Genomic DNA, 21,528 nt, shown 5'->3' on the forward strand with positions numbered 1-21,528 from the left:
TTTATTTGTTACGAATATAATCGTAGATATTCAGGTAATGTTGACCGGGATATTTCCAGGAATAATCGTAACGCATTGCATTTTTCATCAACTCCCGAAAATGATCCGGAAATTGATAATAACAATCGATCGCGCGCGACAATGCCGACTCCAGCCCTTCATTGTTGTAATCCCTAAAAACATAGCCGTTGCGCTCGTGCAAGGCTTTATGATGCGCATGATCCTTATCGAATACCGTATCGGCCAACCCTCCGACCTCGCGAACGATCGGAACCGTGCCGTATTTCATCGATATCAACTGCGTCAAACCGCAAGGTTCGAATAAACTAGGCACGACGATCATATCCGCACCGGCATAAATCAGATGCGCCAAGCCTTCGTCGAAGCCGACTTCGATATGGCAATCGGGACTGTCGTTCAAATGCCGCTTCAACTCCCAGAAATAGCTATTGATATCTCGCTCGGGACTGGAGCCGAGCAACACAAACTGGGCCCGGTGATTCAATGAATAAAACAATGCATGACGAACCAAGTCCAACCCTTTCTGAGGATCGAGCCGCCCGACGAAAGCAATAATCGGTTTTTCATTATCCGCTAGCAACAAGCGATCGCGTAAAGCCCGTTTATTGAGATATTTATTGTCTACCCTGTCTACAGCAAAGGGAGCCGCGATATGCGGATCGATTTCGGGATTCCAGACATCATAATCGATCCCGTTGACCACACCGCCGAACTTATAATGATGCGTATGAAGGGTCGGCTCCAAACCGAATCCTTGACCGCCGTCCTTGGTTTCACCGGCATAACGCGGCGATACCGTCGTAACGAAGTTGGAATAGACTATACCGCCTTTCATCAAATTCAACGCATGCGGAATCCGATTATCCAACAAGCGATCATGATGAAAATAATACTCCGGCCGATGCAGGCCCGTCGCATTCAATAAGAAGTCGCCCGTCAACCCTTGATGTTTAAAATTGTGGATCGTAAAACATACCCTCGGATGCCATAAGCCTAAATTCTGATAGATTTCATATAAAAACACCGGAACCAATGCCGTTTGCCAATCATGGCAATGAATCACATCGGGATGCTTGCCGGATTTCCAAAGAAATTCTAATGCGGCGCGGCAAAAGAACGCATAACGCAGCACGTCGTCATTAAAGCCGTAAATCGTGCCGCGATTGAAGAAGTTCTCCGGGGAGTGCGGCTCTATGAAAAAGCATTTACGGCCATGAACGAAACCGAACCAGACCGTGCAATGAATATGGCCGTTATACCAGGGCACCCAAAGGTCGTCATAGGTTTTGCATAAGCCCCAAATATGATCGTAATGCATACAATCGTATTTGGGCAAAATAATTTCGACACTGTGTCCTCGCAATTCCAGTTCGCGGCTCAAACCGGTCACAACATCCGCCAAACCTCCGACCTTTGCCAGAGGAGCCAATTCCGGAGTAATCTGCACGACAAACATATGCGGATAGTCGGGACCGGGTTTGTCGTGGTATGGTGCATGCTCGAGTTGCGACATCATGTCGGCAACGGGCTCCGGCGCCGAAGGTTCCGGTGTGCGCGCTATTGTCTCTGCCTTGCTGTAATCGGTCTGTCGATGAAGCTTTTCCGACGGTATATCAGGGCTGACGGAGGTTGCTTGAGCGACCTCAGGAAAAGGCGTGATAAATGTCGTCTTGGGCTCCAAGTATAAGGGTTCGTCGACATTGGAGGGCGTTTTGACTTGCGTTTCGCCAGCGGAATCGGACTGTTTAGGGACGGTTTTTGCGGAGGGTTGGCTAGGCGTAGCCTTCCCCTTCGAAGCAACAATATTGAGCGCCGTCTCGTTTTGCGGAACAACGGGCAACACCGGTGCCGGCGATAATGACGTCGATTCCGGCGCATTCGTTTCCGCTGCTTTAATCTGCCGATCAGATTCGGCCGGCTTAACTTCCGCTGCAGACTTAGTTTTCGGAGAATCCTTCGCTTCTATTTCGGCTTTAGCCTTCTCTTCATCCTTAGTTTGAGTCGGCGTCTTGACGTTAGGCGCAGTCTTGGCTTTTTCAGCAAACTTGTTTTTTGGAGCGGCTTTAGCTTTTGGAGTCGCAGGAGGCTTTACCGGACTCGCAACTTTTGGTGCTGCTTTTTTCTCCGGCTCCGCTTGCGCCACTTTTGTAATCGTCGTCTTAGGCGAAGAAGTGACTTCCGAAGAAGCCGCTTTTGCTTTCGGGGTTGCTTTAGATTTCGGTGCCGTTTTGGACTCAGACGATAGATTAGGCTTCGGCGCATCATCCGCCAAAATCGACTTTTCCATTGTCGGAGACTCTGCTTTAGGGGCGTCTTTTACCGTAGACACAGCAGCGCTTGAATTCTGTATCTCCGGCACCGCATCCGCCTCCGCCTCAGACGTTAGCGCCGCTTGACTCTCTGTCGTCGGCTTTTCGGAAGCCTTAGTCGTTGTTGCTTTTTTTGTTGAGCTTCTGGTTTTAGTTGTATTTTGCTTTGCCATAAATCAGACCTATCATGCCAATTAAAAGATTTATCATCCCGCTGCCCTTAGGATTTGCTCATAAATAACTTCCCTCTTTTATGGAGGGTTCGGTTGCTCGCTTGAGAGGTGTCGGCCGCCGTCAAGCCTTCACGAAAGTATTCACCCAGCGGCTAAATTACATAGCCTGTTGGCTATGGCTAACTGCCTTCGATAATTTAGGTGCCGGGTTCACAAAGTCCTGCCAACCGAGTTATCGAACCCTTGAAAAAGCTCATAACCCCCGGAAGCTATACCTTTCGCACTTCAAATTTCGGCAGCGCCCGAGGAGGCGCAGGGGTGTCCGACAAAGGCTTTGCCAGCATGGAGCTGGCATAGAGCCTACCTGTGCGTATTCACGGCGTCCTTTAGCGAACACCCCGGCGCCGAATTTTGATCTACGACGGGTATATTTATCGCGAAATTCTTAGCTTAGTATGTTGTCCGCGTTTGTGTTTTATAAGTCCGAAAATCAAGCATCGGAAAAATATCATCCATCACTTCTAACGCTGCCAAATAGTGTTCGTTAATTGTATGAGTGCGAACACTTTCTTGCAGATAATTAAATCGAGCCAAATGGTCGAGAATACGCTTTTTAGCGTACTCGACGGTCGTTCCTGACTTCATGATGAACGGCCAATCCGAGGCCTGTGCCAATAATAACGAACGAGCCGCCTGATTCAATACCCGTTCCTCCAAGGAATAACGGGGAACTTGTTGAAACTCATCGGCCAATTCCTCCATCAACATCGCCGATTTGTGTAAAACAGGATAAATCCAAGCATTGGTTTCATTGAGCCAGTATCCTGAATAGCCTTGTTCGCCCCAACTCGATGCCGAAGGCGTTGCGGTTTGCAAGTTATGAAAACGCGCTAAATAATCGCCGCCACTGACCAATTGCATTCCCGACTTATTACCGCCAACTAGGCGCAATAAAAACTCCAGCCATTGCGGCCCCTCGAACCACCAATGACCGAACAATTCAGCGTCGTAGGGAGCTACAATAATCGGCGATTTCCCCATCCGATAGCTCAGATCGTCAAGCTGCCGTTGCCGCTTCAAATAAAAGTCTTGAGCATGGCGCCTCGCCTTCATCAGTGCCTGACGCGGCCGATAAGCCTCTTTCGGGCCACTCCCTCCCGTCACTCGCTGATATTTGATGCCGACGGGTACACGAATCGTTTCTTCCAATAAATACGGTGCGAGATAACTTTCCGGAATAGTGGAATCATAACCGATATCGCAATGATATTCACGATAGTCGCTGTCTCCCGGATAGCCTTCCTGCGCGCTCCAGACTTGACGCGATGATTCGGGATCACGGGCAAACGCCGCCACACCGTTCGCACAGACTATAGGCACATAGACGCCATTTTCAGATTGCGGGTTTGCTTGAGTCAAACCATGGCTATCCACAAAAAAATAACCCAAACCGGCTTCGTCAAGCAGCGCTTCCAAACCAGGGTAATAACCGCATTCGGGCAACCAAAATCCTTTTGGCATAAAACCGAAGCACTGTTTGAAAGTTTCAACGCCCATGTTGATCTGATTGCGCACCGCACTTTCGGAAACGTTCAGTAACGGCAAAAAACCGTGGGTAGCCGCGCAGGTAATCAATTCCAGACCGCCTAATTCAGCCTGTTTTTTGAAAGCCGCGATTAAATCGCAATCATACGCCTGTTGATAACGCTGCAATGCCGCCTTGAAATTACGTCGATATAATCGAGCCAAATACTGATGCTCAGATTGCTTGCGAGTCCTTGAAATTTCCTGCTCGGCTAATCTGATTAAACCTTGCAAATGGCGCACATAGCGCTGTTGCAATAACTCATTATTCAACATAGTCAACAAGGTTGGCGATAACGACAGCGTCAGTCGATATGGCACGCGATCCCGTGTCAAGCGCTCGCACATGTCAAGAAGCGGCAAATAACACTCGGTTATCGCTTCGAATAACCAGCGCTCTTCAAAAAAATGCTCATACTCGGGATGATGTACATAAGGCAAATGGGCATGTAATACAATGCATAAACCGCCCCTATCCATCTTAAGTGCCTAAGGAACGAGCATGAGATAATTTCAACAACTGTTGGAAGGGAGGCTGGTCGGCAATTCCCAGTTTGGGGATCAAAAAGGGTGCGGGGGATGCTTGGCGCTTAGCCGCCGCCAAGCTCCTTCGGACGGGTTCACGGCATTCCGCGTCAAACATGGTCCACACCCTAAACTGCGAGAAGATGTTCAAACTGGAATTTGCTGCCGAACCGCCGCAAAGTCTGCTACTTGTACAAGTTATTTTGTGCATATTCCTAAGTGAGTTTTATTGCTATATCTGTAGACAGGATATACTGGAACTCGAATAACTATCCATATCACGAAGCTCAACTCGTTCCGCCGATGTCATGTGAATAGGAGACACCGGTGAAAATGGGATATCTTCGGCATGCGGCTTGCCTAATGTTTGCCGAATTTGAGCGTCAATATCGGCTTCGTCAAAGGCTAAAGGCCTTGTTAGCGCGGTCACCGGCGTCATCGCAGAAGAAGGCATAATAACAGGCTGCGAGCGAACATATACAATAAAGTCCCCATTATTGTCGCATTGACCAATCGCCGCAGTATAAATTGCGCCGGCAACCGGCAATTCAATCTTAGCATTGGCCTGCGCGGATACCACGCAGGCATCAAACCATGGACGCAGATGATCTTGAGCATCCTCCCAATCAATTTGCCAAAATAAACGTAATATCAACGGACTATTCGCCATCTGCAGCAAAGGTGTAGCACCGGCGATACGCCAATAGGCATGAAGGTGATAGGGATCTATCGGTAAAATAATGAGCTGTGGAAAATTAAGTGGCTCAGCCTGACTGAATTGCAAAGGATGATAGGTACGGCTAATGGTTTGACTGATGTGTTGGATTTCTTGAGACGATATAGTGAGTTCGGGGTTATGCCTGGAATGCCAATATCTCATTCATTTTTTCCTAATTTCATAAATCTTTTAACCACATTCACTGCATTGAAGGGTAACCGTCATATCGGCATGAACCATAGACGGATTATCCTGACTGAAACCTTAAAGTGTCAATTCAAATTACCCTTTGCCAACCAGATTTTAGCGAAAGACAAACCCAAACAAATCTTCGGCAACCTTCACCCGACTTAATCTCGTCCATATAATTTAATCGCACGCGCTAAACGTTGCATGTGCAGAGGTAATAATTGATCCCAAGTAAAACGCCACAGCCAATTGCCTTCAGTCGTACCGGGAATATTCATGCGATGCTCGGTATCTAACTCAAGAATGTCCTGCATCGGAATGATCGCGAGATTAGCAACCGAAGCTAAAGCAGCTTGTATTAGCGTATAGGGCATCGAGCTGGCAGGCTGCCCTAAGTATTCATAAACATAAGCTTGCTCTTGCTCGCTGATCTGACGGTACCATCCCAAGGTGGTATCGTTATCGTGCGTGCCGGTATAAACAACGCTGTTTTTATCCAGATTACCCGGTAAATAAGGATTACTCGGGCCGCCGCTGAACGCGAACTGCAGAATTTTCATGCCAGGCAAAGAGAAATCGTCCCTGAGTTTTTCGACTTTATCGGTAATAACGCCTAAATCTTCCGCAACCAATGCAATAGGCCCGAACGCATCGAAAATCGTCTTTAACAAGGCTTGTCCAGGCGCCTTGACCCAGCAACCATTCATTGCAGTGGGCTCGGATACCGGAATTTCCCAGGCGGCCTCTAACCCCCTGAAATGATCGATACGGATAATATCGAACATTTCGACCTGTGTTTTGATTCGATCAAGCCACCAATGGAAACCATTTTTTTTAAGGTAAGACCAATTGTAATGCGGATTTCCCCAACGCTGCCCCGTTTCAGAAAAATAATCGGGAGGCACTCCCGCAACCACCGACATTTCAAACTGTTCATCCAACTTGAACACCTCCGGATGAACCCACACATCGGCGCTATCGTAAGAAACGAAAATAGGAATATCGCCAAACAACAATATGCCATGGCGCGAGGCATAATCTTTGAGTTCTAGCCACTGCGTAAAGAATACGAATTGCTCGAATTTAATGGCTTCGATTTCGGTGCTTAAGCGTCTGGAGGCTTCTTTAAGCGCCGAAATATTCCGTGATTTATACTGTTCAGGCCATTGATTCCAGCTAAGGTTATTGAATTCTTTTCTTAGTGCGATAAATAAGGCGTAATCATCCAACCAGAACTTTTTGTCGATACAAAATTTGGTAAATTCAATTTTTTCGTGTTCGGTCGCGTGCAGCTTAAAACCATAATAGGCATGATTAAGCAAGCACTCCCTTGCAAATGACGGACTGCCGCCGCACTCTTGACAGCGCTCGCCAGGACTAAGCCAACCTTTATCAACCAACTTATCCAAATCGATCAAAGCGGTATTACCGGCATGAGCGGAGATGCATTGATAGGGGGACCCGTCATCGTGCGGCATGTTTAAAGGTAAAGTTTGCCATACCGTTACGCCGACACTGTTTAGAAAGTCGACAAAACGATAAGCTTCCGGCCCCAAGTTACCATTCTCATTGTTACCTGGGAGTGAAGTAATGTGCAATAAAACTCCGGCACGGCGTCTATGTAAAATATCAATCACAAACGGCTTCCCTGGCTAAACGCTTTCAATACCCGGCCTCATCGTACCGCCCATGGCGGGAGCTCCGGATCCCTGAGTGAACGATAATGCCAGATAAGCCGGCGGCTCTTCTCCCAACAATAGATAGAGATTACTTAAGTTCAAACGAAACTGCTTTTCAAAGCTACTGACAGCCTCCCCCGGATTGTAATCTCCGAACCACCAAAACCAATCCGATCCCTCGCAAATAGCAAGCTGATGCTCGGCAAGAGCCAATTGTTCCTCGGTCAAGCGCCCGGTAGACACGACTTTGTCAAACGCCCACTTGGCATCGCCCAACATATCCCAACCTCGATTTTTATCGACATCGCCGATCCAGGTAGAAAAAGTTCCGTATACCCAACTCCCAGCCATTAAATTCGGAAGCGACTTAATTTCGACCGGTTGATCGAGGCATTCGGAAAATGTTGTTAGATGAATCACGGGATGATGACTTAAGCGTTTATAGAGAGCACTGAGAAAGTGATAACCGTTTTGCGGAAAATACTCCCAAGCATTTTCTCCATCCATAATAATGGATACCACCTTATTCGCAGAAGTATCATGCTTGTGGATTTGTTCCAAATGATTGATCAAATCGGCAACCGCATCGTCGGCATGCCATTTGGAATATTCAAATCCGATCAAATCCGACAAGCCATCGTCCCTAAAAAAGCAAGGAATACCGGTTCCGCTAGCGCGAAACGGATGATGCGGACTCTCGCCATCGATGCCCGATAATCGCAAGCTGTTATGCAACACATTACCGCCTGTTGCGGCCCAATCGAAACCGAACTCGGAGAGCATCTTTAATGTCTCGGTACTGACTGCCCCCTCGGATGGCCAACAGCCTCTCGGCGTGAATCCGAAAAATCGTTTAAAGGTTTCGACACCATGCTTCAGATGCCATTTCACTCTTTCCTCGCCGCCCGGATAAGTATCCAACTCGGGAAGCGGAGCATCGGGCATTGCTTGTAAGGTACTTTTGATATCGATTAACAATGGCATAATCGGATGCGCATAGGGCGTAACCGAAAGCTCGATACGCCCCTTTCTCGCTAATGCCTTATATCGACATATTGCAGTGGACAATTGCTCACCGATGACCTCGACAATTTCGATCCGTTCATGCAACGTGTAGCCTGAACCTTTTGCGATCAAGCGCTTGACCCTAACATCAGTCAATTTAACACTTTCACCCATCCAGGCAAGGTGATACCAAACCAGAAGATCACTGATGAATTGAGAATTCATATAACACAATGCATCATGATTCTGCTCCATCCATTCTGCCATTTTGACCAATTTCTGGAACGTCGGATATCGTCCGATCTGCCGCTCCCGATTGGCACGCATGCAATCCTTGACCAGTCTTAGCCGTGCATCGGGATCCGAGGGTATCGACGGCGCAACCAGTGCCGCCAATAACGGATCCTTGAATGAGATGCGATCATGCAGATAGCGCCCTACTTGCCTGGCATAGTCCTCGATCTGCTCCAGAAGAATCGGCGCAAAGTTAACCACTGCTTTTGCTTCCGGTGCCGCTTCAAGGTGAGCTATCATATCGACATAGTCTTTCATGACATGCAAGTAAGTCCAAGGCAATTGAAATTCGCCGGTTTGCAAATCGCGATACTCGGGCTGGTGCATGTGCCAACATATCACCAGCTTTAGTTTATTATCTGACATAGTGCCTGCTCTGCCCTAACATATCCGGGGTAACCAATACGACTCCGCCCGGGCTGACATGAAATCTTTTTTTATCGTCCTCGAGATTCTCACCGATTACCGTGCCTTGGGGCACTTCGCAACCTTTCTCGATGATCGCCTTGGTAATTCGGCAATGCCTTGCAATATTGACTTCAGGTAGCACCACAGCATCTTCTAAAGTCGTGTAAGAATTAACCCGAACATTGGAAAACAACAAGGAATGTCTGACCTTGGCGCCGGAAATAACGCAACCGCCGGACACCATCGAATCAACCGCCTGCCCTCTTCTTTTATCGTCGTCGAAGACAAATTTCGCCGGCGGCGTTTGTTCCTGATAAGTCCAAATCGGCCAAGTTTTGTCATACAGGTTTAAATCGGGCTTAACGCCGATTAACTCCATGTTTGCCGCCCAATACGCATCTATCGTACCCACATCGCGCCAATAACTTTGATCGCCCTGCAAGTTCAGAAATGGGTATGCATTGACTCTATATTTATCGATAACCGCGGGAATGATATCTTTACCGAAATCCCGATTCGAGCCTTTGGTGTCGGCATCCTTGATCAACTGCTCGAATAAAAATGCCGCATTGAATACATAGATACCCATCGAAGCCAAGGCTTTGTCCGGCTTACCCGGCATCGAAGGCGGATTGGCGGGTTTTTCGACAAATGCTTTTACCCGTCGATTTTGATCGACGTCCATGACTCCGAATTCGGTCGCCTCTTCCAGACTTACCTCGAGACAGCCAATGGTCAAGTCGGCATTATTGGCCACATGATCGGCGAGCATTTCGCCGTAGTCCATTTTATAGATATGATCGCCGGCTAATATCAAAACATACTCCGGCCGGCGGGTTCGGAGAATATCGATATTCTGATAAACCGCATCGGCAGTTCCTTCATACCAAGACGTTTCGAGACGCTGTTGAGCCGGCATCAAATCGACATATTCACCGAATTCGCCGCGTAAAAACCCCCAGCCTTGTTGAATATGTCGAATCAAAGAATCAGCTTTATATTGCGTTAAAATGCCGATTTTTCTGATTCCGGAATTAATGCAATTGGATAACGGAAAGTCGATAATCCTGAATTTCCCTCCAAAAGGAACCGCCGGCTTGGCACGCCAATCAGTCATATTTTTTAACCTTGAGCCGCGGCCGCCCGCAAGAATCAAGGCAATTGTATTTCTAGTTAAATGACTGACGAACCTATCTTGAGGTTGATTGATTGACTCTGACATTTTAATTCCCCTTCTGGAATTGACTATTACATCTGTTGCTTAGGTGGTAACATTCTCATAAAAATCATTCTACTACATTGAGGCGTTTCGAAGTGAAAAAGCAATCCAATATGCCGTCGTGTGATGATTTATGCAAAATCATTGAAGCCAAACATCATGATCCTTTTTCCGTTCTAGGCCGCCAAAGCGAAAACAACCTGACAAAGATAAGACTCCATTTGCCTTATGCCGATTCGGTTCGTTTTGCTGATAAAGGCCCTGAAATACCTCGACTCGCCGAAACGGACTTTTTTGAATATACCGCTCAACCAGGCGAATTACCAGAACATTATCGATTTTCTTGGATCGACAAAGAAGGCCGACACCACATCGATTACGACCCATACGACTTTCCCGAGCAATTGCCGGAATTCGATCGTCATTTGTTCGGCGAAGGTAAGCATTGGCATATCTACCAGAAACTCGGCGCACATCGATACAACGTAGACGGAATCGATGGCGTTTTATTTACCGTTTGGGCCCCGAACGCGGAACGCGTCAGCGTGGTAGGCGATTTTAACCGCTGGGACGGGCGCTGTCACTTAATGCGGGTACTAGGCAACAGCGGGATCTGGGAGCTTTTTATTCCGGGCCTCGACGCGGGGTGTTTATATAAGTTTGAAATATTGAACCGTCAAAGCCAAGAAATTTTGATTAAAACAGACCCTTATGCCCAGCAATATGAGCATCGCCCTAAAACCGCTTCGATCGTCGTCAAAGAAGACGCTTACCAATGGCAAGATGCGAAATGGATGACTTATCGTAAAAACCGCGATTGGCTACACGAACCGATGTCGATTTACGAAGTGCACTTGGGGTCGTGGCAACGGGACGATGCCGGCAACTTCTTGAATTACCGTGAGCTCGCTAAACAGTTAATCCAATACGTCAAAGACATGGGCTTTACCCATATCGAATTACTGCCTATCACCGAGCATCCTTTCGATGCGTCTTGGGGTTACCAATCGACGGGTTACTTCGCTCCGACCAGCCGACATGGATCGCCCGACGATTTTAGATATTTTATCGACCTTTTTCATCAAAACAATATCGGCGTCATTCTGGACTGGGTTCCCGCGCATTTTCCGAAGGACTTTTTTGCACTGGCGCGATTCGACGGTAGCGCGCTCTATGAGCACGAAGACCCCCGCAAAGGCGAGCATAGAGATTGGGGCACCCTGATCTTCAACTTCGGGCGCAACGAAGTCAAAAATTTCTTACTGGCGAGCGCGATATTTTGGCTCGAAGAATTTCATCTTGACGGTCTTAGGGTCGATGCCGTCGCATCGATGCTTTATTTGGATTATTCCCGCAATGAAAACGACTGGATTCCCAACATGTATGGCGGCAACGAAAATCTCGAAGCCATCGCTTTTTTGCGCGAACTCAATACCGTAACCCATGAACAACACCCCGGAACGGTCATGATGGCAGAAGAATCGACTGCATGGCCTCAGGTAACCCGCCCGACTTGGACAGGAGGCCTGGGTTTTTCGATGAAATGGAACATGGGCTGGATGCATGACATTCTCGATTATATAAGCCGCGACCCGATACACAGGCGTTATCACCACGATCAACTGACCTTCGGCCTTCTTTATGCCTTTACCGAAAATTTCGTCCTTCCTTTTTCTCACGATGAAGTCGTTCACGGCAAAGGTTCGTTACTCAACAGAATGCCGGGAGACGAATGGCGAAAATTTGCGAATTTGCGCCTACTTTATACCTTGATGTTTACCTACCCGGGTAAAAAATTATTATTCATGGGTTGCGAGTTCGGGCAAGGTACAGAGTGGAATTTCAACCAAGCCTTGGATTGGTATGTATTGCAGCACCCTAGACACCAAGGTTTACATACTCTGGTCAAAGATCTTAATCATTTGTATAAAAACCACCCGGCACTTCACCAATACGACTTCAATCACAGCGGCTTTGACTGGATCGATTGCCATGATGTCGAACAATCGATTATCAGCTACCGCCGCAAAGGCACCAACGATGATTTGATCATCATACTTAACTTCACACCGATTGTTAGAGAAAACTATCATATCGGCGTGCCTTTCGAAGGGGTTTATTTTGAAATCTTTAATTCAGACTCTGCCTATTATGAAGGCAGCAATGTCGGCAACCGCGAGATACTATCGGAACCGGAGCCTTGGATGGGGCACCAGCAATCGATACACTTGACTTTACCTCCGTTAGGCGGAATCATCTTGACCCGGCAAACGAAAACCATAAACAGCTCTGCTCACTAATATAGGGACCTGCTTGAGAAAGTGAGCCCAGCGTGCCGTTGCGCACCGCAAATTAACTGACGACGGCCTAGCTTATAAAAAATTCGCTTCGATATTTATACGTAATAGGCGCAACTACGCGAGAAATGCCCGCAAAATAGAACTACCGCCGCCCCGAACGCAAACTTAAACTGATTTTTCAATAATGTCGGACGATCCTACTACAGCAGACAGTGAGCCAATAAACACTCAATCGGCTATTTTGGCGAAATCCACCTCGGTAAACTCAATTCTTTAATATACCTAGAACCGAATTTTGACTGCCTTTAAATTTAATTATGAAACGAATTCTTTTTGTTACCAGTGAAGCACACCCTTTAATAAAAACCGGCGGCTTGGCGGATGTTTCAAGCAGCTTACCTAAGGCTTTGGCGGATCTAGGCCAGGATATCCGTATCATCATACCTAACTATCAGGCTATAAAAAAAACCGAAAACGTCCAACATCGGTGTACGCTGAGAATCAATAATTGCGATGTCAATATTCTCGAAACCCGCTTGCCGGAATCGAAAGTAATTGTATGGCTGATCGATTGTCCCCAGTTTTTTGACTACCCGGGCAATCCTTATCACGATGAATACGGTAATGCCTGGGCAAACAGTGCCGATCGCTTTTCGCTGTTCTGCCGCATAACCGTGGAAGTCGCGATGAACAGAGCCTACTTAGATTGGAAACCGGAAATCGTCCACTGCAACGACTGGCAAAGCGGCCTGGTTCCCGCCTTGTTAACGCTGGAATACAATCGCCCGGCAACCATTTTTACGATTCATAACATGGCCTATCAAGGGATCTTTCCCTATTCGACCTACAATGCGCTTAATCTTCCAAGACAACTTTGGAACCCAAATGTACTTGAGTATTACGGCAACATGTCGTTTTTAAAAGGCGGCATTGCTTGCTCCGATCGAGTAACAACGGTAAGTCCTACCTATGCCAAAGAAATTCAATCATCCGAGTTTGGTTACGGGCTAGAAGGCTTGTTAACCCATCGCAAGGAATTTCTATGCGGTATACTCAATGGAACCGACAATGACTGGAATCCCGAATTCGACAACAACATCGTCCAGCGCTACAGCTATAAAACGCTCCATCACAAACAACCCAATAAGGCCGCATTACAAGAACGGCTCTCACTGCCTCTCGAGCCGTCGATTCCCATTTTCGGATTAATTAGCCGTTTGGTTGAACAAAAAGGTATCGACTTGCTATTAGAATGCTTGCCGGAATTATTAAGTATGCCAGTACAATTTGTATTACTCGGTAGCGGCAACAAAAGCTTCGAACAACGTTTATATAATTTTGCCGAAGCCTACCCTGAAAAAATGTCGATTACTATCGGCTACGATGAACAATTGGCCCATTGGATAGAAGCGGGAAGCGATATTTTCTTGATGCCATCGCGCTTCGAGCCCTGCGGATTAAACCAAATGTATAGTCAACGCTATGGAACTTTGCCGATCGTAAGGAAAACCGGCGGCCTAGCAGATACTGTAGTCGATGCTCTACCCCATACGATTGACAACAAAACGGCAACCGGAATTACTTTTAATGAATCGACCCCCAGTTCGCTACTGGAGGCCATCAAGCGCGCGTTGATTTTATACAGAGTCCCGGAAATTTGGACACAACTGCAAACCAATGCCATGAGGAAAGACTTTTCGTGGAATAGTAGTGCTAAACAATACTTATCGCTCTATGACCATTTGTAACTCGATTAAGGATTTGGTCGTAAATAACTTCCCTGTTTTATGGAGAGTTCGGTAACTCGATTGGCAGGTGTCGGCGGCAGGGCAGATTTTTTGCTCCTGCAAAATCTGCATTCATGCCATCCATGGCAATCAGTCGCCGCGGTCAAGCCTACACGGACGTATTCACGGCGTCCTGCAAAGCGAGTTACCGAACCCTCAACAAAGCTCATAGTTCCAAGACGTTATTTATCACGAAATCCTAAGGCGGGCTATAACTCCAAAAAGAGTTATTTATCTTTTACCATGAAGAGCATGAAGGACTTGAAGATACAGCATTTACAATTAAATGTAAGTGACTGTCCATTAACAGCCTATGCCATCATTATTGCCACTTCAGTCTCGCCATTGTTTTGATATTTTTTAGTCATTATACCTTTCGCACTTCAAATTTCTGCAGCGCCTAAAGAGGCACCGGGTTCCTCTCCTAACGCTAGGTGAGAAGCTGGGCTCACGGCGTCCTTTGACGACCCCCGACGCCGGATTTTGATCTACGATGGTTGGGTACATTAGAAAACCCTTAGGCGATTTCTTTACAATTAAGACTTTTCGGGTCCTTACTCTCTAAACGGGACATACGCTTTTTTCGCCGGCGCGCATTACTTGCTCTTTTTTTATTCGAATTAGCGCTTAATCTTTTGATATCCAGCTTTTGCCGTTGAACCTCAATCGTTTTCAAATGTTGAAAAATATCCTCCGGCATGCCTTCCGGTAATTCCACAATAGTAAATTCGTTACGTATATCGACAAGGCGGATCATTTTCCTTTCGACACCGGATTCATCGACCAACACGTCTTTGATTACCTCTTTCGATGCGCCATGTTTATGCCCGACCGCCAATCGATAACGAACCATTTTTGGCATAACGGAAACTGTTTCCGAAATAGACCGCTCCAACATGCCCCTTTCCGGAATAATTTGCATGCCGCCTTCAAGTTGTTGAATATGCAACAAAGCGGCTGCGCAGTCCAATAACTCGAGCTTTAATTCAGCCGCTATATGACGAACTATTTGCCGCTCTTCATGCAATGTTTGCGTTTCGATAATACGCCTTAAACACTGCATTATCCTGTCTTCCTTAGTCATTGAGGTCTCGATACTGAACGTGCGATTATCTTGCTAAATCATCAAGCGTCATGAATTAAACATTCGACGCTTAGCAAAACTCATCGATTCAAAGCCTATCATGAAATACCTCGACATAAGCTTCATCGCGCAAACGCCGGAGCCATAATTCAGTTTCTTCTTCGATCTTACGTTTGCGAATCGCTTCTCTTACTTGTTCCTTTTTGTAGTCCTCACTATCGTCTTGCTGCTTTCTGCCGAGCACCTGTATCAGATGCCAGCCGAATTGCGTTTGAACCGGTTTACTAATCTCGTCGATCGCCAATGCATTCATTGCTTCCTCGAACTCGGGAACCAACGCCCCGGGCGCCACCCAGTCTAAACTTCCACCATTAAGCGCGGACCCCTTATCATCGGAATGCGCCCTGGCCAGCGCATCGAAACTATCGCCATCGGCAATTCTACGTTTTAGGTTATCCAGCCTTTTTTTCGCTTCATCATCGTCAATCAGTTCATTGGTTTTGATCAATATGTGACGAACATGCGTTTTAGTCACGATATGTTGTTGATCGCCGCCTTTCAGCTCCAGCATTTTTAAGACATGAAAACCGCTGGGACTTCGAATCGGGTCCGAAACATCGCCCTCCTTCATATCACCCACTTCATCGACAAATAAAGTCGGCACTTGATTAATCGAGCGCCATCCTAAATCCCCGCCGGTCAAGGCTTCGCTGCCATCGGATTGACTCATCGCCACCTGCACGAAATCCCGCCCACCCCGTAAATCCTGAATAATTTCTTCGGCTTTTTGTTTGGCTTTTTGTATCACTGCCGACGAAGCGCCTTCCGGAATCGCCACCAGAATATGCCCTAAATGGTATTGAGTGGCTTCGCCGCCGAGTTTGCTTTCGGTTTCAAGAAAATGTTCGACTTCCCGATCGCTGACATTAACGCGGCTGCCGATTTCCCTGCCCCGCAACTGATTGATGATGACTTCGTTACGCAGGTTTTCCAAAAAACTGCGATAAGAAATCGACTGCTTTTCCAGTTCGACACGAAATTGTGCCGGCGTCATATTATTTCTGCGCGCGATGTCTGCTGCGGCACTGGCCAACATTTCATCATTCAATGCGATGCCGGACCTTTCCGCCAACTGTCGCTGCAGCTTTTCGATAATCAATTTTTCGAGCACTTGCTTGCGCAAAATATACGACGGCGGCACTACCGCGTTACTTGCCTTAATGCGTTGCGCGATGACATCGACTTCCGCTTGCAATTCTGCGTCAAGGATCACATCATCTTCGACAATTGCAACGATACGATCCAGTGTCTGCGAGAAAACCGGTACGGAGATACTTATTAATGCGATCAAAACGCCGCTGATAAAATGCTTTTTCATGGTTAACAATCAGTCAGTTTATTGCGGTCTGACATAGCCGTAGATATTTCGTTCGAAAAATTCATCCAACCGGTCGCCGAATGCCGTTAAGCCTTTCAATTCCAGCTGAACAAATACGCCGGTTTGCGCTTCGCCGGTCGGCTCTTGCCCGGCAAACACATTAATACTATTAATATAACGCCGCCCGATGATCCTAAAACGCCAACAACAACTTTCTTTTTCAAAGCCTGCGAAACTTTCCACCGTTCTATCAAACAACATTGAATACTGCCATCGCCCAACCGCATACCAATTATCATAGATCGGCCAGCGAAAAGAGACATCCGTCACTTCCGTTAAATCCTGGCGAAAACGATACCCTAAATTAACCAACTGCTCGGGCTTATTCGTATACCGCAACGCCACTTCGCCTCGGGTTAGGTCGTTTTGCGCATGATCCCACTGCCCCGCTGTCCTTAAGGACAAATGCTCGGTCAATTGCGCACTGAATTCGGCAATTAAATTAGCGAAACTATTGGTCGGAGATTGTTGATTTACTAATCGCGGATTACCGAAAATATCAGTACTTCCTCTTGGGTCATCAAGTTGCACCAAACGGTCTCGGAAATAAAAAATTTCGCCGATGCTAAGCCTCATGTTTTCGCGACCTGTTCGCGGATCGATGATTCGATTGGTCAAAGCCGCCGTCACTTGATTGGCATCCTGAACCCTATCGGAGCCGCTGAAGCGATTTTCCCGGAATAGACTGTAGAAGTTATAGTCGTATTCTCCGGTATCGAACAACGGAATATCGCTCTGGTCTTTATACGGAATATAGAGATAAAACAAACGCGGCTCAATCGTGTGCATATAAGACGATGCGCCTGCGCCGAATTCCCGTTCCAGCGTAAACCCGGTATCGGCCGAAAATATCGGCAAGGTACGAGTAATGCTATCGGGCCTAGGCCTACCTTCCTCCTGATTCTCCAACATATATTGAGTGTGTTTGAGCGACAATTTTGGTGTTAAATAAACACCCGCCGCTTCTAGCGGAACGGCGACAGCCGGCTCGATGTTGAAACGTTGACCGCTTACGCGCTGGTCTTGTTGAAAATAAACATATTCGGACCCCATGGAAACGTCTAGAGGCATAAAGTCGAACGAATGATTTAAATCCAGCTTTGCTTGAGGCAGGCGGCGATAGGGCTGAAACTCTTTAGGAATGGTTCTATCCGTCGTCTGAAAGTTTTCGAGCTGCGAAAAGAACGATACACCCGGCAGATTATACCGAATGTCAGCATGGCTTCTTAAAAAACGAGTATCGTTAATCGTAATACTGTTACCCATATCGTCGAAATAATCGTCGTCTGAGACATAGCTCGCATCGACCGTTGAAATCAAATTCGGCAGAAATGTTGTAGTATTTTGAATGCCGGCGAGATATCGCGTTTTATTTCGTATTTGATCATCCGGCAACACTTCAAATTGCAAGCGGCTGTTGGTCATTTCGGACAAATGCCTAAAGTCGCCGCCCCACTGCATTCCTCTACTTGTCATGTACCTAGGACGAAAGGTCAAGTCGTAATTAGGAGCAATATTCCAATAATAAGGCAATGCGACATCGTAGCCGTTTCTATTGTTGACGGACAAATTCGGCGCTAAAAACCCGGATTTGCGGCGATCATCGAGCGGAAAACTGATATAAGGCGTATAGATCACCGGCACGCCTTTAAACTCGAGCCAAGCATGTTTAGCCGAACCTTCGCCGCTTTCCTTGTTCAGCTTTAAGTCCGATGCATGTAAAACCCAATCGGTATTGCCGGGCTTACAACTTGTGAACGCGACTTCATTATAACGAGATAAAACCTTGCTATCCCGGTAGACGGTTCGTGCGCTGCCTCTCAGCGGCGTCGTCGGCGAAATGAACAGAGTATTACGCAACCGGGCTTCATCGCTTGCCAGTTTCAACATCATCGTATCACTGTATAAAGACAGCGCGTCTTCACTGTAATAAACGTGTCCTTGCGCATCGAGAGTTTGCGATACGGTATCGTAATGCATGGTGTCCGCGGCCATACGTTGATCGGCCCGAACAATATCAACATTACCGAAAAAACCGGTAATTTCATTATCGAAAATTTCCGAATAATCGGCCCGAATATCCATAGGCGTCTCGTCCCGTAGGTCTTTGGTCGATAAAAACCCGGGCGGAGCGCCTAATGATGTCGTGCAATTTTCCCAAGGATCGTAAGGCAATTGCGAATGCATAATATCGAAATTCAGTTCCTGCTCATGATCGAAAGCCGGCGACAATAAACTGAAACTACGCCTCTCATCCGGCATCACACGAGGCTTGCCTTTCGGATCGGTACCGGTCAGACTACAATTCCAAGTTTCATCTCCTTCTCCGGCAGCGCAATCCCATCCTGCGGCTCTTGCGATTTTGCGCGGCGGCTCTAACTGAATAATCTCCTGCGGCGCTTGATTTTGCTCATTCGCTCCCTGGGGATTTTTCGCAACCTTGTCGGGACTAGGAACGCTTTTTTGCGTAACAACAGAACTCCCCGCCGCATCAGCGCTCTCCGAAACCGTAATAGGCTTTGGGCTTTTAGCAATCGGTTCATCGGCTCCGCAAACCCATTCTCCGCTGCCGTTTTGCTCACAATCCCACGCCGGCTCATTCGCCTGAGAACAAGTCGAGCTAACCAATAAGAAAAACAATAAAATGATGCGGCAGTGCATAGGTAAGTATGGGAGTAAGTATGGCTTGATTGGGCTTAAATAGAATAAAATGCCGAATGGACATTCTACCTTAATTTACTCCAGCAATATAACTTAAAGAATCCCATCCAATTATGACCAACGAAGACCCTCGAGCCGCTTTAATGCTCGATTGGCTATCGAACGATCTGTCGCTAGCCATTGACCGATTTGAACCGGCATCGAGTGATGCCAGTTTTCGTCGCTATTTCAGAATATACTCACAAGGGACGACTTACATTGTCATGGACGCGCCACCCGACAAAGAAAATATCGAGGCGTTTATCAAGGTCGCCAAGCTTTTGTCTGTTCCCGGAATCCATGTGCCGACAATTTTTCAATCGAACCTCGCACACGGCTTTTTATTACTGGAAGACTTCGGTAAAACTTGCTATTTGGACTGCCTTAAACCATCGAACGCGGACTACCTGTATCAATACGCCCTAGACAGCTTGTTTCAACAACAAACGCTCATTGCGCTCGACAACCTTGAAATACCTCATTACGATCGACCGCTGCTTATTCGGGAACTAGGTATTTTCGAGGAATGGTTTACTTCGCATTTCCTGAACACCACCATCCCCGAAACGCTCAGAATCGAAGTCAATGAATTACTGATTAATTCAGCCTTAGAACAACCTTTAACCTTCGTGCACCGAGACTATCATTCGCGCAACCTGATGAACCTAGGCAACGGCAAATCTGGAATAATCGATTTCCAGGATGCGGTAATAGGCCCGGTCACCTACGATTTGGTATCGCTGCTGAAAGATTGCTATATCAGTTGGCCGAAAGCGCAAATCGATCATTGGAGAAACGGTTATTTTCAGCGCCTTCTTCAACATGGAATAATCGACTGCAGCCAAGCGCAATTCAAACGTTGGTTCGACCTAATGGGTTTACAGCGTCACTTAAAAGCCATCGGTATTTTCGCGAGATTACACTTACGAGACGGAAAATCCGCTTATCTTAATGATATTCCTCGAACAATAAATTATGTTACCGAAACCAGCACCCACTATCCCGAACTATCCGAATTTGCAGACTTCCTAAACCGGCAAGTTCTGCCGGCTTTCCGGAGTAAGACATGAAAGCAATGATTCTGGCGGCGGGCCGCGGCGAAAGAATGCGCCCTTTAACCGACCGCCAGCCCAAGCCTTTATTGATGGTAGGCGGTAAACCGCTTATTGTGCATTTGCTGGAGAATTTGCGTGATGCGGATTTTAGCGATATTGTAGTCAATGTGGCGCACTTGGGAAGCCAAATCATCGACTACCTGGGCGATGGCCGCCGATTCGGCGTTACCATCGTTTATTCGGACGAGGGCGAAACACCGCAGGAAACAGCAGGAGGCATTATCCATGCCTTGCCATTGCTGGACGATAAACCCTTTCTAGTCGTAAACGGCGATATTGCAACGAATTTTCCATTTAAAACGCTCAAACAACGCGAAATCGATCTTGCGCATTTGGTTTTAGTCAACAACCCCGAACATCACCCCTCAGGCGATTTCGGATTTAACGGCGATCTGTTATGCGATCATGCCGCCGAAAAATATACGTTCAGCGGTATCGGGCTTTATCATCCGGCCTTATTCGCCGAGAACCGAAAAGGTATCCTCAAACTGGCGCCGATTTTACGCGAAGCCATGCGTCTAAACAGGGTGTCGGGTGAAATATTTAACGGTTTCTGGATGGATATCGGAACGCCGCAAAGGCTAAAAGAATTAGACCACCTTTATCAACAGCGAGGAACACACCATGTCTGACCATATTTACAAAAAAATCGAATTGACCGGCTCATCATCGGTCAGCATACAAGACGCCATCGAAAAAGCCGTCGAAAAAGCGGCGAAAACTCTCCATGATTTGCGCTGGCTGGAAGTCGTCGAAACCCGCGGGCATATCGACCAAGGCAAAGTGGCGCACTGGCAAGTCACGATTAAAGTCGGTTTTACGCTGAAAGATTAGTCCCATACCTTGACCAGTCAACCGGCAGCACAAACCTTCATATCCCGTTAAAAATAACTTCCGCATTTTACTCCCTTTCCCTCAGGGAGAGGGGGGGGTTAGCATAGGAAAACTATTATTGATCCTATCCTTACAATAAACCTAGA

General features: G+C 47.1%; 14 protein-coding genes. 5 read left to right on the forward strand and 9 right to left on the reverse strand.

The genetic code is table 11. From position 1 onward, the window contains the following. Position 1 precedes the first annotated feature (1 nt). From EQU24_RS23105 to glgC, 6 genes are all read right to left on the reverse strand, one after another. Positions 2-2,503 carry a glycogen synthase GlgA gene (locus tag EQU24_RS23105; protein WP_235726427.1) on the reverse strand — a complete coding sequence of 834 codons (2,502 nt, stop codon included), beginning with the start codon at positions 2,501-2,503 and terminating at the stop codon, positions 2-4. Positions 2,504-2,953: 450 nt separating this feature from the next. After that, entirely contained in the window at positions 2,954-4,567 is a 1,614-nt protein-coding gene (locus EQU24_RS18635; RefSeq protein WP_017842112.1) for a glycoside hydrolase family 57 protein, read from the reverse strand. 277 nt (positions 4,568-4,844) lie between these two features. Then, positions 4,845-5,492 carry a DUF4912 domain-containing protein gene (locus EQU24_RS18645; RefSeq protein WP_017842111.1) on the reverse strand — a complete coding sequence of 216 codons (648 nt, stop codon included), beginning with the start codon at positions 5,490-5,492 and terminating at the stop codon, positions 4,845-4,847. Between the two features lie 188 nt (positions 5,493-5,680). Beyond that, positions 5,681-7,156, reverse strand: coding sequence for a 4-alpha-glucanotransferase (malQ, locus tag EQU24_RS18650; protein ID WP_017842109.1), 1,476 nt, complete (start codon positions 7,154-7,156; stop codon positions 5,681-5,683). Positions 7,157-7,171: 15 nt separating this feature from the next. Beyond that, positions 7,172-8,863 carry a glycoside hydrolase family 57 protein gene (locus tag EQU24_RS18655; RefSeq protein ID WP_017842108.1) on the reverse strand — a complete coding sequence of 564 codons (1,692 nt, stop codon included), beginning with the start codon at positions 8,861-8,863 and terminating at the stop codon, positions 7,172-7,174. After that, complete coding sequence (glgC, locus tag EQU24_RS18660) at positions 8,853-10,127, reverse strand: glucose-1-phosphate adenylyltransferase (protein WP_017842107.1); 1,275 nt, start codon at positions 10,125-10,127, stop codon at positions 8,853-8,855. The genes EQU24_RS18655 and glgC overlap by 11 nt, the downstream gene beginning before the upstream one ends. Before the next feature lie 110 nt (positions 10,128-10,237). Here glgC and glgB point away from each other — a divergent pair, with 110 nt between their 5' ends. Then, entirely contained in the window at positions 10,238-12,424 is a 2,187-nt protein-coding gene (gene glgB, locus EQU24_RS18665; RefSeq protein ID WP_085986420.1) for a 1,4-alpha-glucan branching protein GlgB, read from the forward strand. A 317-nt stretch (positions 12,425-12,741) separates the two neighbouring features. Next, the gene (gene glgA, locus EQU24_RS18670) at positions 12,742-14,172 is read left to right on the forward strand and encodes a glycogen synthase GlgA (protein ID WP_017842105.1); all 1,431 of its coding nucleotides are present in this window, start codon (positions 12,742-12,744) and stop codon (positions 14,170-14,172) included. Between the two features lie 556 nt (positions 14,173-14,728). On the opposite strand, the gene EQU24_RS18675 is transcribed toward glgA, so the two are convergent. The 3 genes from EQU24_RS18675 to EQU24_RS18685 all read right to left on the reverse strand — a co-directional run bounded on the left by EQU24_RS18675 (position 14,729) and on the right by EQU24_RS18685 (position 19,394). After that, positions 14,729-15,295, reverse strand: coding sequence for a DbpA RNA binding domain-containing protein (locus EQU24_RS18675; RefSeq protein WP_083877789.1), 567 nt, complete (start codon positions 15,293-15,295; stop codon positions 14,729-14,731). A gap of 88 nt (positions 15,296-15,383) precedes the next feature. Further along, the gene (locus EQU24_RS18680) at positions 15,384-16,673 is read right to left on the reverse strand and encodes a peptidylprolyl isomerase (RefSeq protein WP_017842103.1); all 1,290 of its coding nucleotides are present in this window, start codon (positions 16,671-16,673) and stop codon (positions 15,384-15,386) included. A gap of 18 nt (positions 16,674-16,691) precedes the next feature. Next, on the reverse strand, positions 16,692-19,394 hold the full coding sequence (locus tag EQU24_RS18685; protein ID WP_017842102.1) for an LPS-assembly protein LptD: 2,703 nt from the start codon (positions 19,392-19,394) through the stop codon (positions 16,692-16,694). 113 nt (positions 19,395-19,507) lie between these two features. On the opposite strand from EQU24_RS18685, the gene EQU24_RS18690 reads away from it, so the two are divergent. From EQU24_RS18690 to EQU24_RS18700, 3 genes are read left to right on the forward strand one after another with little or no spacing between them, the layout of a single operon-like run. Continuing rightward, positions 19,508-20,503: an aminoglycoside phosphotransferase family protein gene (locus EQU24_RS18690; protein ID WP_017842101.1), complete on the forward strand. Its 996-nt coding sequence runs from the start codon at positions 19,508-19,510 to the stop codon at positions 20,501-20,503. Beyond that, positions 20,500-21,180: an N-acetylmuramate alpha-1-phosphate uridylyltransferase MurU gene (gene murU, locus EQU24_RS18695; protein WP_017842100.1), complete on the forward strand. Its 681-nt coding sequence runs from the start codon at positions 20,500-20,502 to the stop codon at positions 21,178-21,180. Before EQU24_RS18690 ends, murU begins: the two co-directional genes overlap by 4 nt. Beyond that, positions 21,173-21,382, forward strand: a complete 210-nt coding sequence (locus tag EQU24_RS18700) for a dodecin (RefSeq protein ID WP_017842099.1) — start codon at positions 21,173-21,175, stop codon at positions 21,380-21,382. Before murU ends, EQU24_RS18700 begins: the two co-directional genes overlap by 8 nt. The last annotated feature ends 146 nt before the right edge of the window (positions 21,383-21,528 follow it).

Origin of the sequence: Methylotuvimicrobium buryatense, from assembly GCF_005931095.1 — a bacterium.
Classification (GTDB): Bacteria; Pseudomonadota; Gammaproteobacteria; order Methylococcales; family Methylomonadaceae; genus Methylotuvimicrobium; species Methylotuvimicrobium buryatense.